The organism is Streptomyces sp. H27-H5 (assembly GCF_026627505.1).
Lineage (GTDB): Bacteria > Actinomycetota > Actinomycetes > Streptomycetales > Streptomycetaceae > Streptomyces.
In genome coordinates this window covers 1-15,722 of record NZ_JAPNLK010000138.1, presented here as the reverse complement: position 1 = coordinate 15,722, position 15,722 = coordinate 1, and the positions used below count along the sequence as shown (strand labels likewise).

The 15,722-nt window shown below is 71.9% G+C and carries 15 protein-coding genes and 2 pseudogenes; 9 read left to right on the top strand and 8 right to left on the bottom strand.

The genetic code is table 11. The features are described 5' to 3' along the window. The first annotated feature begins 244 nt into the window (after positions 1 to 244). From OTB19_RS38255 to OTB19_RS38235, 5 genes are all read left to right on the top strand, one after another. Complete coding sequence (locus OTB19_RS38255; protein WP_267803403.1) at positions 245 to 1,459, top strand: sensor histidine kinase; 1,215 nt, start codon at positions 245 to 247, stop codon at positions 1,457 to 1,459. Then, a complete protein-coding gene (locus tag OTB19_RS38250) occupies positions 1,459 to 2,148 on the top strand; it encodes a response regulator (RefSeq protein WP_267803402.1) in 690 nt (229 codons plus the stop codon). The genes OTB19_RS38255 and OTB19_RS38250 overlap by 1 nt, the downstream gene beginning before the upstream one ends. Before the next feature lie 136 nt (positions 2,149 to 2,284). Next, the gene (locus OTB19_RS38245) at positions 2,285 to 3,565 is read left to right on the top strand and encodes a histidine kinase (RefSeq protein ID WP_267803401.1); all 1,281 of its coding nucleotides are present in this window, start codon (positions 2,285 to 2,287) and stop codon (positions 3,563 to 3,565) included. Then, positions 3,562 to 4,221, top strand: a complete 660-nt coding sequence (locus tag OTB19_RS38240; RefSeq protein WP_267803400.1) for a response regulator — start codon at positions 3,562 to 3,564, stop codon at positions 4,219 to 4,221. The genes OTB19_RS38245 and OTB19_RS38240 overlap by 4 nt, the downstream gene beginning before the upstream one ends. Positions 4,222 to 4,362: 141 nt before the next feature. Next, positions 4,363 to 5,565, top strand: coding sequence for a cytochrome P450 (locus OTB19_RS38235; RefSeq protein ID WP_267803399.1), 1,203 nt, complete (start codon positions 4,363 to 4,365; stop codon positions 5,563 to 5,565). Between the two features lie 34 nt (positions 5,566 to 5,599). Here OTB19_RS38235 and OTB19_RS38230 read toward each other — a convergent pair. Next, positions 5,600 to 5,806: pseudogene (locus tag OTB19_RS38230) on the bottom strand (ABC transporter permease); the annotation flags it as partial. Here OTB19_RS38230 and OTB19_RS38225 point away from each other — a divergent pair. Next, positions 5,745 to 6,038: a hypothetical protein gene (locus OTB19_RS38225; protein ID WP_420716995.1), complete on the top strand. Its 294-nt coding sequence runs from the start codon at positions 5,745 to 5,747 to the stop codon at positions 6,036 to 6,038. The pseudogene OTB19_RS38230 and the gene OTB19_RS38225 overlap by 62 nt on opposite strands. Positions 6,039 to 6,185: 147 nt before the next feature. Then, positions 6,186 to 6,710, top strand: coding sequence for an alpha/beta hydrolase (locus OTB19_RS38220; protein ID WP_267803398.1), 525 nt, complete (start codon positions 6,186 to 6,188; stop codon positions 6,708 to 6,710). 30 nt (positions 6,711 to 6,740) lie between these two features. Here OTB19_RS38220 and OTB19_RS38215 read toward each other — a convergent pair whose 3' ends face one another. Next, entirely contained in the window at positions 6,741 to 7,541 is an 801-nt protein-coding gene (locus OTB19_RS38215) for a diacylglycerol kinase (protein ID WP_267803404.1), read from the bottom strand. Positions 7,542 to 7,725: 184 nt separating this feature from the next. On the opposite strand from OTB19_RS38215, the gene OTB19_RS38210 reads away from it, so the two are divergent. Then, the gene (locus tag OTB19_RS38210) at positions 7,726 to 9,009 is read left to right on the top strand and encodes an adenylosuccinate synthase (protein ID WP_053676960.1); all 1,284 of its coding nucleotides are present in this window, start codon (positions 7,726 to 7,728) and stop codon (positions 9,007 to 9,009) included. 233 nt (positions 9,010 to 9,242) lie between these two features. On the opposite strand, the gene OTB19_RS38205 is transcribed toward OTB19_RS38210, so the two are convergent. The 6 genes and pseudogenes from OTB19_RS38205 to OTB19_RS38180 all read right to left on the bottom strand — a co-directional run bounded on the left by OTB19_RS38205 (position 9,243) and on the right by OTB19_RS38180 (position 14,450). Continuing rightward, positions 9,243 to 10,364, bottom strand: a complete 1,122-nt coding sequence (locus OTB19_RS38205; RefSeq protein ID WP_267803397.1) for a glycosyl hydrolase family 18 protein — start codon at positions 10,362 to 10,364, stop codon at positions 9,243 to 9,245. A 98-nt stretch (positions 10,365 to 10,462) separates the two neighbouring features. Continuing rightward, positions 10,463 to 10,654, bottom strand: a pseudogene (locus tag OTB19_RS38200) (DUF664 domain-containing protein); the annotation flags it as partial. Between the two features lie 92 nt (positions 10,655 to 10,746). Then, positions 10,747 to 11,628 (bottom strand): alpha/beta hydrolase, encoded by an 882-nt coding sequence (locus OTB19_RS38195; protein WP_267803396.1) that lies wholly within the window; start codon positions 11,626 to 11,628, stop codon positions 10,747 to 10,749. Between the two features lie 197 nt (positions 11,629 to 11,825). Beyond that, a complete protein-coding gene (gene kynU, locus OTB19_RS38190; protein WP_267803395.1) occupies positions 11,826 to 13,070 on the bottom strand; it encodes a kynureninase in 1,245 nt (414 codons plus the stop codon). Further along, a complete protein-coding gene (locus OTB19_RS38185; protein ID WP_267803394.1) occupies positions 13,063 to 13,908 on the bottom strand; it encodes a tryptophan 2,3-dioxygenase family protein in 846 nt (281 codons plus the stop codon). Before OTB19_RS38185 ends, kynU begins: the two co-directional genes overlap by 8 nt. Before the next feature lie 128 nt (positions 13,909 to 14,036). Continuing rightward, positions 14,037 to 14,450: a DUF3151 domain-containing protein gene (locus tag OTB19_RS38180; RefSeq protein ID WP_053676967.1), complete on the bottom strand. Its 414-nt coding sequence runs from the start codon at positions 14,448 to 14,450 to the stop codon at positions 14,037 to 14,039. Between the two features lie 145 nt (positions 14,451 to 14,595). Between OTB19_RS38180 and OTB19_RS38175 the strand changes: the two genes are divergently transcribed. Next, the coding region (locus OTB19_RS38175) for a transposase (RefSeq protein ID WP_267803393.1) at positions 14,596 to 15,722 on the top strand (1,127 nt) is incomplete at its 3' end.

The following is a 15,722-nucleotide window of genomic DNA, read 5'->3' as shown; positions in this document are numbered from 1 at the left end:
CCACCGTGTGCCGGACCGAAGCCGGGTCGTCCGAGGACCGCTTCCCGCAGGATGCCTGCGCGCTCACACAGCGTCACCAATCCAGCCACGCCCAACCGGCAAAGGACCTGCGACGCGCTGCACTAGGGTGGACGACGTGGAAGAGAAGAGCGCACGCCCGGCCCCCCTCTCGGTGCGAACCCGCGCTCTGTCGCGGGACATTGCACGGGATCTCCTCACCCTGCGACGGGACCCGCTCCCCCGGATGTCCCGTCCCCGTTGGCTGGCCCGGCTGCCGCACGTGGCGTTGGTCTACGCCGCGGTGTTCTTCGGATTCCTCCACGGCAGTCAGCTCTTCAACCACTACGGGCTGGCGGGCAGTACCCCGGTGGCGCTGTCGGTCATGAGCGGTGCGGCCATCGCCTTGGCGATGGCCCGGCCCATCGCCGCCTGGTGGCTAGGCCTGATAGCCGCGGGCATGTCGGCCTGGGAGATCCACGATCACGTGGGGCAGGGTCAGATGTGGCCCTGGATGCCCGGCGGTCTCTTCACCTTCGCCCCGGTGATTCTCCTGGTCGCCCTGCGCGTACCGGCCCGTGTGACCATCACGGTCATCGCCGTCCCGATCGTGTGCACCGGGCTGGCCGAGGTCATCTGCCGGCCGGACGGCAGCCAGACCAGCACCCTCGTGGCCGTGGTCGTCTTCGGCTTCACCGGTCTCCTCGGGTACGCGCTGCGCGCCTCGCGGCTTGCCCGGGGCAAGCTCGTGGAACAGGAGACCCTCACCGAGGCGGAACGGGCGCAGCGGACGCTGTTGGAGGAGCGCAGTCGGATCGCCCGGGAGCTGCACGACGTCGTCGCCCACCACATGTCGGTGATCTCCATCCAGGCGCAGGTGGCCCCGCACCTCGTCGAGAACCCGTCCGAGGAACTCAAGGAGAACCTCGCCGGCATCCGGGAGAACGCCCTGGAGGCCCTGACGGAGCTGCGACGCGTGTTGGGCGTACTGCGTTCGGAAAGTCCCGACGATTCGGCGGACTCCCATCACCCCCAACCCACGTTGGCCGAGTTGGGAAGCCTCGTGGACAACGTCCGGGGGGCCGGTCTGGAGGTCACGACCGAGGTGGCGGGCATCCGCCGGGCGCTGACCCCGGGAGTCGAGCTGACCGCGTACCGGATCGTGCAGGAGGCACTGAGCAACTGCCTTCGCCACGCGCCCGGTTCACGGGTCGAGGTCGGCATAGCGTACGGACCGCGCGAACTTCACCTGTGTGTCGCCAACAGCGCGCCGACCAGGGCGGTCCCGCCGTCCCCGGGAGCCGGGCACGGGCTGCTCGGCATGCGGGAGCGGGCGGGCATGCTGGGCGGGGAACTGGCCGCCGGGCCGAGCCCCGACGGAGGGTACGAGGTCAGTGCCGTCCTCCCCATGGATCCGCCCGGGAGCCTCGCTGCCGGACCGAATGAGACGAAGAAGGCCTGATGAGCGTCCTGAACAACCCGGTCGAACCGATCAAGGTGATGATCGCCGACGACCAGATGATGGTCCGGCAGGGCTTCACGGTGCTCCTCAACGCCCAGCCCGACATGGAGGTCGTGGGGCAGGCGGTGGACGGCGCGGAGGCGGTGGCGAAGGTCTCCGAGCTGGCCCCGGACGTGGTGCTGATGGACATCCGAATGCCCGGCATGGGCGGCATCGAGGCCACCTCGATCATCACCGGTGACCCGGCCGCGACGGTGAAGGTGCTGGTGCTGACCACCTTCGACCTCGACGAGTACGTGTACGAGGCGCTGCGTGCCGGGGCCTCCGGGTTCCTCCTCAAGGACGCGTCCGCCGATCAGCTCGCGGAGGCCGTGCGGGTCGTGGCGGCCGGCGAGGCCCTGCTGTCGCCGAACATCACGAAGCGGCTGATCACGGAGTTCTCGCGGATGGGCGCGCCGCGGGGGCCCTCGCGGGCGCGGATCGACGAGCTGACGGAGCGGGAGACGGAGGTGCTGTCGCTGATCGCCCAGGGGCTGTCCAACGCGGAGATCGCGGGGCACCTGGTCCTCGCCGAGCAGACGGTGAAGACGCACGTGAGCCGGATCCTGGTGAAGCTGGGCCTGCGGGACCGGACCCAGGCCGCGGTGTTCGCGTACGAGACGGGCCTGATCCGCCCGACGGGCTACTGACATGCCGGCGTAGTACTTGAGGGGGACCTTGGGATATCCCCTTCAGCGGCGACGCGGGCGGGGGGTGAACGGACCTACGGTTCTGTATGTGACCGAGACGACCACCCGGGGGACAACCCGGACACCGGAATTCAGGATGGTTTCGGGTCTGCTCCAGACCCTGCGCCATGACCTCATCAGCGATGCCTTCGCGTTCCGGCCGTTGCCGGCGAAGACGACCGAGGGGTGGTTCGTCCGCCGGCTTCCGGCGTCGATACGCCAGTACAACGGGTGGATCCGCCACGTACAGGTGGGTGCGCTGGCCCTCTTCATCGTGTTCTTCACGTTCGTGACCCAGCACACCTATCTCGGCTCGGCGGGCCGGCTGACCAGTGGCGTCCTGGCGGCGGTGCCGGTGCTGATGACGCTGGTCCGCCCGATTGCGGCGTGGTGGGCGGCGGTCGCGATGACCCTGGTGCTCGCCGTGGTGGGCGGGTCCTCGATGACGTGGCCCTGGACCCCGGGCAGTTTCCTGGCGTACATCGCGGTCATGGTCCTGGTGACCTTCCGCCGGGGGCCGCGGGTGGCGGCCTGGATGTGGGCGCTCACGGTGGCCCTCAGCATGGCCGTCGAGGTGCTGTTCGCGGGCCGGTACGGCATGAACTCGATGAACATGATCGTCGCCTCGGCTTTCGCCCTCCTCGTCGCGAGCAGCATCCAGATACGCCGCCACGCCAAGGCGGAGGTCACGGCGCAGCAGGAGGTCACGGCGGTGGAGCGGGACCGGCGGACGCTCCTGGAGGAGCGGACGACCATCGCGCGGGAGCTGCACGACGTGGTCGCGCACCACATGTCGGTGGTGGCGATCCAGGCGGAGGCGGCCCCGTACCGGGTGAAGAATCCGCCGCCGGAGCTGGAGGCGGCCTTCGTCACCATCCGGGAGAACGCCGTGGCGGCGTTGACGGAGCTGCGCCGGGTCCTGGGGGTGGTGCGGTCCGCGGACTACGAGGCACCCGATGCCCCGCAGCCGACGCTGGCCATGCTCGACGGGCTTCTGGCCAATGTGCGGGATGCCGGGCTCACCGTGGACAAGACGATCACCGGTGCGGTGCGGGAGCTGCCGCAGGGTGTGGAGCTGTCGGCGTACCGGATCATCCAGGAGGCCCTGAGCAACACGCTGCGGCACGCTCCGGGGGCGGTGGCCGGGGTCGAGGTCTCGTACGTGTTGGGCGGGCTGGGGATACGGGTGGTCAACGGCCCGGGAACCGCGAATGTGGCTCCGTCGCCGGGGGCCGGGCACGGCATCACCGGGATGCGGGAACGGGTGGCGATGTTGGAGGGGGAGATGACGGCGCAGGAGACGGCGGCGGGTGGGTTCGAGGTGGCGGTGTTCATACCGGTGCGCAGCCGTCCCGAGCCGGAAGCGGCGTCGTCATGACGATCAAGGTCTTGATCGTCGATGACCAGATGATGGTCCGGGAGGGGTTCTCCGTCCTGCTGAACGCGATGGAGGGCATCGAGGTGGTCGGGGAGGCCGTGGACGGCCGCCAGGCCATCGCCCAGGTGGCGGCCCTGCGGCCGGATGTGGTGCTGATGGACATCCGGATGCCGGAGATGAACGGGCTGGAGGCGACCCGGCGGATCGTGGCTGCCGACACGGACGCGAAGGTGCTGGTCCTGACGACCTTCGACCTCGACGAGTACGTGTACCAGGCCCTGCGGGCGGGGGCGTCCGGATTCCTGCTGAAGGACGCCTCGGCGCGCCAACTGGCCGACGGGGTAAGGGTGGTGGCGGCCGGCGAGGCATTGCTGGCGCCTTCAGTGACCAAGCGGCTGATCGTGGAGTTCTCGAAGCTCGCGGAGTCGCCCCGTCTCTCGGATTCGGCGGGGGTCGCGCAGCTGACGGAGCGGGAGACGGAGGTGCTGGTGCTGATCGCGCAGGGGCTGACGAATGCCGAGATCGCGAACCGGCTGGTCGTCGCGGAGTCCACGATCAAGACGCATGTGAGTCGAATCCTGGTGAAGTTGGGCCTGCGGGACCGGACACAGGCGGCGGTGTTCGCGTACGAGACACGACTGGTCACACCGGCCTAGGTTCGGTCGTCGGCCTCCGCCCGGTCCGGTCGTCGCCCTGGGGTCGGTCGGGCGCGATGGGGTGTGCGGCGGCCTCTGGAAGTGTCGCGGCGGGCGTTCGGGAGGGTCGGGTTTCGGGGGGCACAGCACTAGGGTGCGGGGATGGGCTTTGATCCGTGGGATGCCGCCTTCGTCGCCGATCCGTACCCCGCCTATCGGGAGCTGCGGGAGCGGGGGCGCGCGGTGTGGTCGGAGGCGACGGGGCAGTGGCTGGTGCCGCATTACGCCGATGTGAGCGCGCTGCTGCGGGACAGGCGGTTGGGTCGGACGTATCTGCACCGCTTCTCGCACGAGGAGTTCGGGCGGCAGGCGCCGCCGCCGGAGCACGAGCCGTTCCACGTCCTGAACGGCAACGGGCTGTTGGACCTGGAGGATCCCGCGCACGCGCGGGTGCGGCGGCTGGTGGCGAAGGCGTTCACCCCGCGCACCGTGGAGCGGCTCGCGCCGGCGGTGGAACGGCTGGCCGGCGAGTTGGCGGGCGGGCTGCTGGCCGATGGCGGCGGGGACTTGCTGACGGCGGTCGCCGAACCGCTGCCGGTGGCGGTGATCGCGGAGCTGTTGGGGGTGCCGGAGGCGGACAGGAAGCTGTTGCGGCCCTGGTCGTCGGACATCTGCGGAATGTTCGAGTTGCGGCCTGGCGAGGCGACGGCCCGACGGGCCGTCACGGCGAGTGTGGAGTTCGGGGATTACCTGCGGGCGCTGATCGGTGAGCGACGCAAGCGACCCGGCCCGGATTTGATCTCCGGGCTGATCGCCGCTCACGATGAGGGCGGCCGACTCAGCGAGCAGGAGATGGTCTCCACCTGCGTACTTCTGTTGAACGCGGGACACGAGGCCACCGTCAACACGACCGTCAACGGGTGGTGGGCGCTGTTCCGTCATCCCGACCGGCTCGCGGACCTGCGCGCGCATCCCGAAAAGTTGTCCACAGCTGTGGATGAACTGATGCGATTCGATACACCCCTACAAATGTTCGAACGCTGGGTGCTCGACGAGATCCGGGTCGGGGACACCGTCATCCCGCGCGGAGCCGAGGTGGCACTGCTCTTCGGGTCCGCGAACCGGGACCCCGCGCGCTTCGAGGACCCCGACACCCTGGACCTCGGGCGGACGGACAATCCGCACCTGACCTTCGGGGCGGGGATCCACTACTGCCTGGGGGCACCGCTGGCGCGGCTGGAGCTGGCGGCCTCGTTCGGGGCGCTGCTGGCGAAGACGATGCCGCCACTGCGGCTCGTCCGCGAGCCGCAGTGGCGGGAGGGGTATGTCATCAGGGGACTGCGGGAGTTGGTGGTGGAGTTCTGACGCCCAGACCCGCCCCCCTCCGTCGCCCCGCCCCCTACGTCGTCATGTCCCGGCGGCGCAGGGCGAGCAGGCCGGCGGCCGACAGGGCCGCCGCCAGGGCGGTGAGGGTGAGGAGCGGCGCCCAGGCGATCGGTTCCGGGCTCGGGAGCTTCTGCAGGTGGGCGAAGGGTGGCAGGTTCATGACGGCCTGCGGGAGGTTCAGTGCCGGCCCGACCCAGCCCAGTGCCAGTGCCGTTCCGGCCAGGCGGTACGTCCTGCACAACGAGCTCTGGTACGAGACCTTCACCCATCGGGACCAGGCGTTGACCCTGTTCGAGAAGACCCTCCGGGAGGGTGCGGCGGGCCTGGGCACGGACTCCCCGGCGGGGGCCCGGGTCGCCGAGACGGCGGCGTTCTTCGAGTTCCTCCAGCACGAGCTGCACGGCCTGATGGACCGCTGGCGCGACCACCGCGCGACGCTCGACCTCCCGTAGCGCCCCGAGGCCACCGTCCGCGCGGTCGGAGACGGTGACACGGTGTCACGGAGGGCAGCCGCTGCGGTGGCGGGGTGCCCGGGGGCTGCCTAGCGTGGGCGCCACCCGCTTCCGCCGGCGGAAGTGGGTCGGCAGCGGATCCTGGGGATGGACAGCGAGCCCCCGGGCCCGGGACGCACACCGAGCCCCGGGGGCCCCGGGGATGGACACCGAGCCCCGGGGGTCGCCGACACCGGGCTGGTCTACGTCGCCGCGTTCGCCCCGGACTCCGGGGAGAGCCCCGGATCACTCAGCCAGGAGAACCCGCCCGAGGCGTTCGCGAACATCGCCCCGGACTCGGACGGCTACCTGTGGGTCAAGCGGGACAAGTTCCGCGAGAGCTTCGCGCAGGACCTCTCGGCGGAAGAGGCCCTGGTCATGGCGGTCACGCAGAAGGCACCGATCGCGTCGACCTTCGGGGACGTCGTCTCCTCGCCCGCCTGGCGGGTGAAGCCGTCCTGGTACCAGGTGTCGACCGCCGACCGCATGATCCACCCGGACAACGAGCGCCGGATGGCCGCCCGACTCAACCCCCGCAAGACCATCGAGCTGGACGCGAGCCACGCCTCGTTGGCCTCGCAGCCGGGCCCAGTGACGGACCTGATCGAGACGGCGGCCCAGGAGGTCGGCTGACCCTCCCCCTCTGCGGGGGAGGGCCGGCCCTCACCTGGGGAGGGTCAGCGCCCATGCTCCCGGGCGGAGCGTCCACGTCCGTCGGCGTACGGGGCCGGTGACGCCCGCGTGGTCGGCCCGGTAGCGGAAGTCCGCTCCGGAGACCGTGACCGCCGTGGCCCGTTGGGTCCGGGTCGGGCAGCCGGCCAGCCGCACCACGACCTCCGCGGGGCCGCCCGGCTCCCGCGTGGTCACCGAGACCTCCTCCACGGGGTGGTCCACGTCGGCCAGCACCACGCCGTCCACCTCCACGCGCAGCCGGTGCACCTGCCCCGTCGGGGCCTGTGAGGGGGGCAGCAGGAGGCGCAGCAGCGACCGGTACTTCCGTACGGCCGGCGCCGAGGCCCGCGGCGGCGTGATCCGCAGACCTCCGAGCACCACGCCGTCGCTGTCGTCCACGAGCAGGTCCCGTGTGCGCACGATGCCGTCGAGGGCCGCGCGGGCGGCCATCACCGCCGACAGCGGGACGCCCAGGGAGCGGGCGAGTCCGAGGGAGCCGACGGGTCCGACCGGAATCAGTGACAGGGGTTCGCCGACGAGGTCACGCGAACGGTGCAGCAGGGTCACTGCGCGTACCAGTGCACGGTCGTCGCCGACGATCACGGGGCGCCGATGGCCCCGGCGGGCCAGCGCCCGCGCGAACTCCTCCGGAGAGTCGGGGAGAGAAACTTTCGCGTGCGCCGCGGCACACAACACATCTTTCGCGATCCGCACAGACTCGCCGTCGAGACGGCGGGCGACCGGGTCGACGAGCACCAGCAGGCCGCCTACCGGCGCGCCCGCATGGCTCATGGTGGGCTCTGGAGCCGACACCTCGGTCCTTCCTCGGGTAGCATCTTTGTGCAAGAGGCCCTTGCGCTATTGCGCCAGGGCCTTCGTCTATTCCGGGGTACCGGTCCGACGGCTCAGCCTGCGGTGTACATCGTCGTACGCCCCCTGACCTTGGACATGCCCCATCCGGAAGAGGTGTACGCCTGTGCCCGCTCTTGTGCTGCTCGGAGCTCAGTGGGGTGACGAGGGCAAGGGAAAGGCCACCGACCTGCTCGGTGGATCCGTTGACTATGTGGTGCGCTATCAGGGTGGCAACAACGCCGGCCACACGGTCGTCGTCGGCGACCAGAAGTATGCACTGCACCTTCTCCCTTCCGGCATCCTCTCCCCCGGATGCACCCCGGTCATCGGCAACGGTGTCGTGGTCGACCCCGCCGTACTCCTCTCCGAGCTGCGTGGGCTCAACGAGCGCGGCATCGACACCTCCAAGCTGCTCCTGAGCGGCAACGCCCACCTGATCACTCCGTACAACGTCACCCTCGACAAGGTCGGCGAGCGTTTCCTGGGGAAGCGGAAGATCGGTACGACCGGCCGCGGCATCGGACCGACCTACGCCGACAAGATCAACCGGATCGGCATCCGCGTCCAGGACCTGTACGACGAGTCCATCCTGACGCAGAAGGTCGAAGCGGCGCTGGAGGGCAAGAACCAGCTCCTCGCGAAGCTGTACAACCGCCGCGCGATCGACCCGGCGCAGATCGTCGAGGAGATGCTCCAGTACGCGGAGCAGATCAAGCCGTACGTCGCCGACACCACCCTCATCATCAACAAGGCGCTCGACGAGGAGAAGGTCGTCCTCTTCGAGGGCGGCCAGGGCACGCTGCTCGACGTCGACCACGGCACGTACCCCTTCGTCACCTCCTCGAACCCGACGGCCGGTGGCGCCTGCACCGGTGCGGGTGTCGGCCCGACGAAGATCAGCCGTGTCATCGGCATCCTCAAGGCGTACACGACCCGTGTCGGCGCCGGCCCGTTCCCGACGGAGCTGTTCGACGAGGACGGCGAGGCCCTGCGCCGCATCGGTGGCGAGCGCGGTGTGACCACCGGCCGTGACCGCCGCTGCGGTTGGTTCGACGCCCCGATCGCCCGCTACGCGACCCGCGTGAACGGCCTGACGGACTTCTTCCTCACCAAGCTGGACGTGCTGACCGGCTGGGAGCAGATCCCGGTCTGCGTCGCGTACGAGATCGACGGCAAGCGCGTCGAGGAGCTGCCGTACTCGCAGACGGACTTCCACCACGCGAAGCCGATCTACGAGAACCTCCCCGGCTGGTCCGAGGACATCACCAAGGCCCAGACGTTCTCCGACCTTCCGAAGAACGCCCAGGCGTACGTGAAGGCGCTGGAGGAGATGTCGGGCGCCCCGATCTCGGCGATCGGCGTCGGCCCCGGCCGCACCGAGACGATCCAGATCAACTCGTTCCTGTAGGAACCCGCGCATCGGCAGGTCCGATCGAAGGGCGGGACGCGTCACGCGTCCCGCCCTTCGGCGTACCGGCGATCAGCGGTCCACCCGGTCCTGCGTCCCGGCGTCCGTCCCGCCATGCGTCCCGCCTTTCGTCGCGCCCGTGGTGATCGGAGCCGGCCGCCGTCGCCCGCGGCCCGTCCCCCTGATGTCACGTCGCTCGCGCGCGGTTCGTTCAAGACCGGGCGGCACCGCACTCAACCGGCTGTCCGCACCGGTGACGCGGGTGATGCGGGCGGGTCGGAGGCCAGGGCGTCCCACAGGCGCGGGTCCTCGAAGCCGAGGGCCCACAGGCCGGTGCCCCGGACCCCGTGGCGGGCCAGTACGGCCAGGTGGCGGGCCGCGCCCTTCGCGTCCTGGTACCAGACCTGGTGCTCCTCGCCCTCGTCGTCCGTGTACGTGAAGTGCGGGGTGCCGGAGACCGGGTCGAGTGCGTAGTCGGCGCCGACGTCGCGCCGCAGGGCCTCGGCCTCCAGGGACGTGACGTGCCGGGCGCGGGCCATGGAACCCACCGTCCAGTTCCATCCGTAGGCGGGCAGCGCCACTTCCAGTCTGTCGCGGGGCACCTGCGCCGTGGCGTGGGTCAGGAACTCCTCGTACCAGGCCGTCGAGGACAGCGGGCCGGGCGCTCCGAGGGCGTTGTGCAGGTTGTAGCCCATGATGCGCAGCCGGTCGGCGACGGCGCCGAGGTGCGGGTAGTCGAAGGCCAGGCCCGTGTCCCGGGTGCGGGGCATGACGGTGACGACGCAGCTCTTGGCCAGGGCGTGCAGGCGGGCGCAGAGTTCGGTGGTCAGCGCGTTGTAGCCGGTACGGACCCGTTCGCGCAGGGCGGGGTCGGACGTCTCGGTCATCACCTCGTAGTCCAGGTCGAGGCCGTCGTAGGAGCGGCCGGTTGCGACGGCCACGAGGTCGTCCACGTGCGCGGTCCGGCGGGCGGGGTCGTTCATCAGGTCCGCCATGGCCGGGGCGCGCAGGCTCTCGGTGACCGTCGGGACCACCTTGAGTCCCTTGGCGTGCAGGCCGTCGATGATGCGGCGGTCGCCGGCTCCGGTCTCGCCCTTGACCACGGCCCCGGACGGGGTGGAGGTGGTGGCGGACGTCGCGTACCAGAACGGGCTGACCGTGTGGAGCCGGTCGGCGTGGGCCAGGGCGTCCCGGTAGCCGACCTCGATGTTCCACCAGGGGAGCCACGCGGAGACGGTGCGTTCGGATTCGAGGTGGGGCAGGGGTGCGGGCGCCGCGGCCGTCAGGGCGAGGGTGACGGCCGCGAGGGCGGCGGTCAGCGCGCAGGGGAGGGCTGCGGGGAGGGCGGTCTTCATGCCCCGACCCTGGCGCGCGGCGGGCCCGGACCGGGCGACGGCACGTCGGGCAGAGGAGTGGTGGCGGCCGGCCCGCCGCTCCGGCCGGCCGGCCCGCGTCACTGGCCCACGCGTCCGTCGACGCACTCGCGCAGAAGGTCGGCGTGCCCGCAGTGCCGGGCGTACTCCTCGATCCGGTGCACCATCAGCTCGCGCACCGCGATCCGGTGCACCATCAGCTCGCGCACCGTGATCCGGTCCCTGCCCACCCGCGCGCCCAGGTCCGGATGCCCGGCCAGGGTGGCGATGGTGGTCGGTGGCGGTCCGGGTCCGCCACCGAGTTCTCGTGCCGAGGTGAACGGAGAGGCGGCGCCCCCGCCGTGGCTCGCCGTGTGCCGGGCCGCTACCAGGCCAGTTGGGCGATCTCCTCGGAGACGACGGCGCAGGCGTCGGCCGCCGGGTCGATGAGCGGGAAGTGGCCCACGCCGTCGAGCAGGGTCAGGCCGACGAGTTCCCCCGCCTGGGCGGCGGCGGCCACGTACGCCTCCGCCACCGCCTCCGGCACCACGATGTCGTCGCGGCCCTGGACCACCGCGGTGGCGATCCCGGTCGGGAGCAGGGCGGCCGGGTCGGCGTGCGGGCGGCGTGCTTCCCAGAACTCGCTCGTACCACCCAACAGTTGGGCGGAGGCTCCGCCGCAGACGCCGAGTTCCTCCGCGACCGTGAAGTCCGCGATGGGGGCCAGCGCCACCACGCCGCGCAGGTGCGGCGCGGCAGGCAGCCGCCACGGGCTCCCGGCCGGCAGGACGTGGCGGGCGGCGGCCCACAGCGCGAGGTGGCCGCCGGCGGAGTGGCCCGACACGACGACCCTGCGGACGTCCGCCTGCGGGAGCGCCGCGCCCGCCAGACCGGGCAGCGCGTCCATGGCCGCCGCGACGTCGTCGAAGGTCTCGGGCCACCGGCCCGCGACGGGCCCTTCGGAGCCCTGATGCGGCAGTGAACTACCGCGCCGGTACTCGACGTTGGCGACGGCGAAGCCCTGGCGGGCGAGGAAGTCGGCGAGGGGGGTGATGTGTTGACGGTCGTACGGGGCGCGCCAGGCACCGCCGTGCAGGAGGACGACGAGGGGTGCGGAGCCGGCGGCCGCGTCCGCGCGGGGGGCGTAGAAGTCGACGACCTGGTCGGGGTGGTCCCCGTAGGCGGCGGTGGCGTCGGGTGCGACCGGGGGGTGGGAGAAGGCCGAGTCGGCCTCGGCGGCGTCCCGTTCGACTGCGGGGTCCGTCATCGGCTCGACCTCTCGGTAACGCGTGTGACAGCGGGGACAGATGTTCCGGTGTTACGGCAGAGCGGGACCGTATCAGGCTGGAACGCGCCGTTCCGTGGCGGGGCGAGAACAGAAAGGGCGCGGGCGGAGCCTCGGCTCCGCCCGCGCCTGTGACGCCCCCTGAGAGGTGACGTTTCGCCGCCGCCTCTCCCGACGCGTCACCCGAAAATGTGACCCAGTGTCCGGGCCGCACGCTCGACGTCGGCGAAACCGACATAGAGCGGGGTGAAGCCGAAGCGCAGGACATCGGGGGCACGGAAGTCCCCGACGACGCCGCGGGAGATCAGTTCGGTCATGACCTCGCGGGCGTTCCCGGTGCGCAGGGAGACCTGGCTGCCGCGCCGGGCGTGCTCGATCGGGGTGACGGATTCGACCGTGCCCTCGGGGACGTACGCGGCCACGCAGTCGAGGAAGAAGTCCGTCAGGGCGAGGGACTTGGCGCGGACGGCTTCGACCGGCACCCCGTCCCAGGCGTCGAGGGCCGCTTCCAGGGCCAGCATGGACAGGATGTCCGGGGTCCCGACCCGGGCGCGGGTCGCGCCCGGCGCCGGAGTGTAGTCCGCGGTCATCGCGAAGGGGTCCGCGTGGCCGTTCCAGCCGGGCAGCGGGGAGTCGAAGGAGTCCTGGTGGCGCTCGGCGATGTACAGGTACGCCGGGGCGCCGGGGCCGCCGTTGAGGTACTTGTACGTGCAGCCGACCGCGAGGTCGACGGCGTGCGCGTCGAGGTCCACCGGCAGCGCGCCCGCGGAGTGGCACAGGTCCCAGACGGTGACCGCCCCGGCGGCGTGGGCCGCCGCAGTGAGGGCGGGCAGGTCGTGGAGCCGGCCGGTGCGGTAGTCGACGTGGTTGAGCAGGACGACGGCGGTGGCCGGACCCATCGCGGCGGCGGCCTCCCCCGGCTCGACCGGGACGACCGTGAGGCCGGTCATCCGGGCGGCCGAGGCGGCGATGTAGCCGTCGGTGGGGAAGGTCGCGGCGTCGACCAGCAGCTCCGTGCGGCCGGGCGCCGCCAGGCGGGCGGCTCCGACGAGGGCCTTGAAGAGGTTCACGCTGGTGGAGTCGCCGACGGTGACCTGGCCGGGGGCGGCGCCGACGAGCGGGGCGATCTTGTCGCCGATCCGCTCGGGGGCGGTCCACCAGCCGGACTCGTCCCAGGAGCGGATGAGCAGCTCGCCCCACTGGCGGCGGACCACGTCGGCGGTGGTGTCCGCCACGGTGGCCGGGAGGGCGCCGAGGCTGTTCCCGTCGAGGTAGACGACCCCGTCGGGGAGGGTGAAGCGCTCGCGGAGCTTGGCGAGCTCGTCGGCGGCGTCGAGCGCGGCGGCCCGCTCCCGCAGATCGACGGGCAGGTCTACGGGCAGGTCACCGGGCGGCTCGGCGGTCACGGGTATCGACTCAGACATGGCTGCGCGCCGTCCACAGTTCGGGGAAAACGTTCTTCTGGGCGCGCTTCTCCAGCCAGGCCACGCCGGCGGAGCCGCCCGTGCCGGTCTTCGCGCCCATCGCGCGGCGGGTCGCCACCAGGTGGTCGTTGCGCCAGCGCCAGACGAGTTCCGCGACGTCGGTCAGGACCTCGCCGAGCCGGTGCAGGTCGTGGTGGTCGTCCGGGTCGGCGTACAGGGCCGTCCAGACGGTCTCGACCTCGGGGGACGGCTCGTAGCGCTTCGACAGGTCGCGGGTGAGGACCGAGTCGGGGATGGCGAAGCCGCGGCGGGCGAGGAGGCGCAGCACCTCGTCGTACAGGCCGGGCTCGTGGAGGGCCTTCTCCAGTTCGCCGTGCACGCGCGGCGCGCCCCGGTGCGGGACCAGCATCGACGCGGCCTTGTCGCCGAGCAGGAACTCCATGCGGCGGTACATCGCGGACTGGAAACCGGAGCCCTCGCCGAGGGCCGCGCGGTAGGCGTTGAACTGCCCGGGGGTGAGCTGCGCCAGCGGACGCCAGGAGGAGTTCAGGGCCTCCAGCTCGCGGAGGGATCGTTTCAGCGCGTCCATCGCGACGGGGATCCGGTCCTCGCGGAGCGCCTTCGCGGCGGTCTCCCACTCGTGGACGATGACCGTGAACCACAGCTCCATGACCTGGGTCGTCACCAGGAAGACCATCTCGCCGGGGTCGTCCGAGCGGAGGTGCTGGAGGTGGGTGAGGACGTCCGCCTGGACGTAGTCCTCGTAGGGGGTGGTGCCGGCGAAGTCGAGGTTCGGGGTGTCCGAACCGGCTCCGGAGGCATCAAGGGCTTGCGACATTTCTGTCTCCTCGACACGTGCTTCCGGGTAGCGGTCCGCTCCTTCCGTTTGGGTGAGTGGAGCCCCGGTCCCCTGCTCGCATCATAAGCAGGAGATCCGGAACCCCTCTAGGGCAGTCCGCCCGGCTGTTACGCGAGCGTGTCCGCCGCCGTCGGCGAGGAGTCGCGCAGGAAGGTCGAGCAGCGCTCCCACTCGGCCTTCTCGTCGATCGCGCCGGCCGCGCGGGCCAGGGCGTTCAGGGCGCGCAGGAAGCCGCGGTTCGGCTCGTGCTCCCACGGCACCGGGCCGTGGCCCTTCCAGCCGGCGCGGCGCAGCGCGTCGAGGCCGCGGTGGTAGCCCGTCCGGGCGTACGCGTACGACTCGATGGTGTTGCCGGCGGCGAAGGCGTCGTCGGCCAGGGTGGCCCAGGCCAGCGAGGACGTCGGGTGGGCGGCGGCCACCTCGGCGGCGGGGGTGCCGGCGGCGAGGGCCTCGCGGGGCGCGGGCTCGTCGGGCAGGTGGGTGGGGGCGGGGCCCCCGAGCAGGTTCTGGTGAATCGACATGCGCCCAGTCTGGGGCATCGGCCCCGGCCGCGGGGCTGGTGGTGGGGTGCCCACCATGCCGGGGCGAAGGGGTGTGCCCGGCACACCTCCCCGCGAAGGGGGTCCCGGGCGGACGGTAGGGGGGTACCGACGAAGGGGGAATGTCGTGGACATCGGCACCGGCGACGGCGCGGGCTCCGGCGGCGCGCGGCGCGATCGGCTGGACGAGGCCGTCGAGGAGCTGTGCGGTGCGGTGTTCCCGTCGCTGCGGCGGCGGGACCAGCGGGAGCGGGGGCGTCAGTACGTACGGGGGCTGATCACGGTCGCGGGCCGCAAGTCGATCCGCAACATGGCGCACCAGACCGGGGGCGGCGGACCCGCCGAGGAACAGGCCCTGCACCACTTCATCGCCGGTTCCACCTGGGAGTGGGAGCCGATCCGCGCCGCGCTGACGCGGTACCTGACCCGGACCGCACCGCTGAACGCGTGGGTGGTGCAGCCGATGGCGATCCCCCGGGGCGGCGCGCACTCGGCGGGCGTGGGGAACCGTTTCGACCCGTACCAGGGGCAGATGTTCCAGGGTCAGCAGTCCTTCGGGACGTGGTTCACCTCGGGGGGCGTGGCCACGCCGGTGGGCTGGCGGATGCACCGGGAGCACGACGCCGACGAGTCGTACGAGAGCTGCGCCCTCGCGGGGGTGACGGAGATCGCGCGGAGTGCGGGCGGAGGCGTACGGCCCGTGGTGCTCGACGTGCCCGACATCGCGACCCGCGCCACGGTGGTCCGGTTCGCGCAGGCCCGCGTGCCGCTGGTGGCACGGGTCGGCGCGGGAGCGCTGATGATCCCGGCGGACGCGCGGCGGGCGGGCTCCGGGGCGGTGCCGATGGGCGCGCGGGACGTCCTGCAAAGCGTGCGGGGGCTGCGCGCCCCGCTGGAGTGGGCGGACCCGGACCGGCCGGGGGCGCGGCGGAGTTCCCTGGTCGCGGGGGTACGGGTGTGGTTCGCCGGGCGGGAGATGCTGCTGTTCGGGGAGTGGACGGACGCGCGGCGGCAGCCGGTGCAGGCGTGGATGACGGACCTGACGCGGGCCGCGCCGGCGGCGCTGCTGCGGATGACGAAGGAGACGGGGCGGGTCTCCCGGGCCGCGGGCACCTCCCTGGCGCGGGTGGGATTGAGGGACTTCACCGGGCGTTCGCCGGCGGGCTGGCACCGGCACGTGACACTGGCCTCGATCGCCCACGCGGCCCTCTGGCAGGCCGGCACCCTGACCCCACCCCCCACCCCCACCAACAG

Excerpts from the sequence above, each read along its gene's own strand:
- OTB19_RS38180 (WP_053676967.1), bottom strand. The coding sequence starts at position 14,450 with ATGTCGATTCACCAGAACCTGCTCGGGGGCCCCGCCCCCACCCACCTG.
- OTB19_RS38255 (WP_267803403.1), top strand. The coding sequence starts at position 245 with ATGTCCCGTCCCCGTTGGCTGGCCCGGCTGCCGCACGTGGCGTTGGTC.
- OTB19_RS38220 (WP_267803398.1), top strand. The coding sequence starts at position 6,186 with ATGGACAGCGAGCCCCCGGGCCCGGGACGCACACCGAGCCCCGGGGGC.
- OTB19_RS38250 (WP_267803402.1), top strand. The coding sequence starts at position 1,459 with ATGAGCGTCCTGAACAACCCGGTCGAACCGATCAAGGTGATGATCGCC.
- OTB19_RS38245 (WP_267803401.1), top strand. The coding sequence starts at position 2,285 with ATGGTTTCGGGTCTGCTCCAGACCCTGCGCCATGACCTCATCAGCGAT.
- OTB19_RS38205 (WP_267803397.1), bottom strand. The coding sequence starts at position 10,364 with ATGAAGACCGCCCTCCCCGCAGCCCTCCCCTGCGCGCTGACCGCCGCC.
- OTB19_RS38225 (WP_420716995.1), top strand. The coding sequence starts at position 5,745 with ATGACGGCCTGCGGGAGGTTCAGTGCCGGCCCGACCCAGCCCAGTGCC.
- OTB19_RS38235 (WP_267803399.1), top strand. The coding sequence starts at position 4,363 with ATGGGCTTTGATCCGTGGGATGCCGCCTTCGTCGCCGATCCGTACCCC.
- kynU (WP_267803395.1), bottom strand. The coding sequence starts at position 13,070 with ATGTCTGAGTCGATACCCGTGACCGCCGAGCCGCCCGGTGACCTGCCC.
- OTB19_RS38185 (WP_267803394.1), bottom strand. The coding sequence starts at position 13,908 with ATGTCGCAAGCCCTTGATGCCTCCGGAGCCGGTTCGGACACCCCGAAC.
- OTB19_RS38240 (WP_267803400.1), top strand. The coding sequence starts at position 3,562 with ATGACGATCAAGGTCTTGATCGTCGATGACCAGATGATGGTCCGGGAG.
- OTB19_RS38215 (WP_267803404.1), bottom strand. The coding sequence starts at position 7,541 with ATGAGCCATGCGGGCGCGCCGGTAGGCGGCCTGCTGGTGCTCGTCGAC.
- OTB19_RS38195 (WP_267803396.1), bottom strand. The coding sequence starts at position 11,628 with ATGACGGACCCCGCAGTCGAACGGGACGCCGCCGAGGCCGACTCGGCC.